The organism is Kluyvera ascorbata ATCC 33433 (assembly GCF_000735365.1).
GTDB classification, from domain to species: Bacteria; Pseudomonadota; Gammaproteobacteria; order Enterobacterales; family Enterobacteriaceae; genus Kluyvera; species Kluyvera ascorbata.
The window spans coordinates 1-2586 of the sequence record NZ_JMPL01000214.1; the positions used below are offsets into that span (position 1 = coordinate 1).

Sequence of the window (2586 nt, forward strand, 5' to 3'; positions counted from 1 at the left end):
TATACGCTTTGGTACCGACACCGGAATGAATTGACCAGCTCGGTGAAATCACCGCCTGTTCGTTATGCATGACGATATGACGCGTCTCCTGCGGCTGCCCCATCATATGGAACACGCAGCTGTCTTCATCCATGTTGAAGTAGAAGTACACTTCCATGCGGCGCTCATGGGTATGGCACGGCATGGTGTTCCACAGGTTGCCTGGCGCCAGTTCGGTCAGGCCCATGCTGAGCTGGCAGGTTTCCAGCACATCGGGAACAAAGTATTTATTGATGGTGCGTCGGTTGCTGGTGAGGTTATCCCCAAGCGTCACTGGCGCAACGTCCGCAGGCGTGACCTTTTTCGTCGGATAAGTCGTATGGGCCGGTGCGCAGTTGTAGTAAAACTTCGCCGGTTTCGCCGCATCGACGCTGGCGAACACCACCTCTTTCGCGCCTTTACCCACGTAAAGCGCATCGCGATGGCCAATTTCGTAGCACTGGCCGTCAACGGTAATCGTGCCCGCGCCGCCAATGTTGATAACGCCAAGCTCGCGACGCTCAAGGAAATAGCTGACGCCAAGCTGTTTACCAACTTCACCGCCGACGGAGACCGTTTTCGCTACCGGCATAATGCCGCCAACGATAATGCGGTCGATATGGCTATACACCATGGTGTATTCATCAGCCTTGAAAACCTGCTCAACTAAAAACTCATCGCGAAGACCCTGCGTATCCAGCGTTTTAGCATGAGCGCTATGAATGCTCTGTCGTACTTCCACCTGAACCTCCAGGATAATGTGGTCTTATGTTCTATTTATTGAAACGAAACTACGTTCCGATTTGTTTAATGCTTGTATCTTATCCCTGATGAAATGGGTTTTCAATTGCAAATAAAACATCGTTTCATTTTTCCTGGGTAATATTCTCAAAAATGCAAAACCGATCACGAATACGCACCTCATCCGCGTTACGAAAAAATAAAAAACAATATTATTCATTCAGTTACAGCTTTCTTTGAAAAATTACCACTTTAGTGGAAAGGACGACGTGAAAACAAAGGTGGGCTTGACAACGCGCTGAATGGCTACTCAAAAAAGTAGCAGAGATGATAATTTTTCGTATAAAGTGAGTCTGACATCACAAACAATGAAACGCTGTTTTGATAAATTGACACTCAGTTTTTAAAATAACATCTAAATCGGCCTGTGAGGGAGATAGCACCCCGAGACCGCTTGAGTAAAAGGAGAGCATCATGGCTAAAGGCATGCGGGTTAAATTGAACTATGAGGTCAGCCGCGACCCAGATACCGGCGCGGAAGTCACCCGCTTAACGCCACCGGAGGTAACTTGTCATCGTAACTACTTCTATCAGAAGTGTTTCTTTAATGATGGCAGTCATCTGTTATTTGCCGGCGAGTTCGATGGCCATTGGAACTACTACTTATTGGACGTGGCTAACGCCGAAGCGGTACAGCTTACCGAAGGCGCGGGCGACAATACGTTTGGTGGTTTCCTCTCTCCAGATGATAAATCACTCTATTACGTGAAGAACGACCGCACCCTGCTGGAAGTGAACCTGAAAACCATGGCCGAGCGCGAAGTGTACCGCGTGCCGGAAGAGTGGGTTGGCTACGGCACCTGGGTCTCTAACAGCGACTGCACCAAGCTGGTTGGCATTGAGATTGCGAAAAGCGACTGGACGCCGCTGAACGACTGGCAGCTGTTCCACGATTTCTTCCATAAAGGTCCGCACTGCCGCCTGCTGCGCGTTGACCTGAAAACCGGCGAAAGCGCGGTGATCCACGAAGAAAAAATCTGGCTTGGTCACCCAATTTACCGTCCGTTTGACGACAGCACCGTCGCATTCTGCCATGAAGGCCCGCATGACCTGGTGGACGCGCGCATGTGGCTGGTCAACGAAGACGGCACTAACGTTCGCAAAGTAAAAGAACATGCGGAAGGCGAAAGCTGTACGCACGAATTCTGGGTACCAAACGGCTCCGCGCTGGTGTACGTCTCCTACCTGAAAGGGAAACAGGGCCGCACTATCTATCGCTTCAACCCGGATACCAACGTTAACGAAGCGCTGATGCAGATGCCTGCCTGCTCACACCTGATGAGTAACTTCGACGGCACCATGCTGGTTGGTGACGGCTCCGGTACGCCGGTCGATGTGAAAGACACCAGCGGCTACACCATCGATAACGATCCATATCTGTACGCCTTTGACGTGGCGAAACAGGCCTACTTCCGCGTTGCTCGTCACGATACGTCGTGGGCAACGGTACAAAACAGCCGTCAGGTGACTCACCCGCATCCGTCCTTTACCCCGGATGATAGCGCGGTGCTGTTCAGCTCTGACAAGGACGGCAAGCCGGCGCTGTACATCGCTAAGCTGCCCTCTGAACGTGTATTAGTGAAAGCATAATTACCTTCTGAGTTTTGTGTTTCTGTAACTGGCCTTGCCCTCCTTTCGGAGGGCCTTTTTTTGCCTGTTGTTCAGGAAAGAAGAAAGAGCGCACAATATTATTCCCTCGCACGGACTGCCCCCTCTCCCTTTTTAAGGGAGAGGGTTGGGGTGAGGGTTTTACTCCGTGCGTACATT

The 2586-nt window shown here is 50.9% G+C and carries 2 protein-coding genes; one reads left to right on the forward strand and one right to left on the reverse strand.

The genetic code is table 11. The features are described 5' to 3' along the window. Positions 1-760: 5-dehydro-4-deoxy-D-glucuronate isomerase (gene kduI, locus GKAS_RS23165; RefSeq protein WP_035897865.1), on the reverse strand; the 760-nt coding region annotated here is incomplete at its 3' end. A 473-nt stretch (positions 761-1233) separates the two neighbouring features. Here kduI and GKAS_RS23170 point away from each other — a divergent pair. Next, on the forward strand, positions 1234-2409 hold the full coding sequence (locus GKAS_RS23170) for an oligogalacturonate lyase family protein (RefSeq protein WP_035897866.1): 1176 nt from the start codon (positions 1234-1236) through the stop codon (positions 2407-2409). The last annotated feature ends 177 nt before the right edge of the window (positions 2410-2586 follow it).

Coding starts and splice junctions, on each gene's coding strand:
- GKAS_RS23170 (WP_035897866.1), top strand. CDS start 1,234: ATGGCTAAAGGCATGCGGGTTAAATTGAACTATGAGGTCAGCCGCGAC.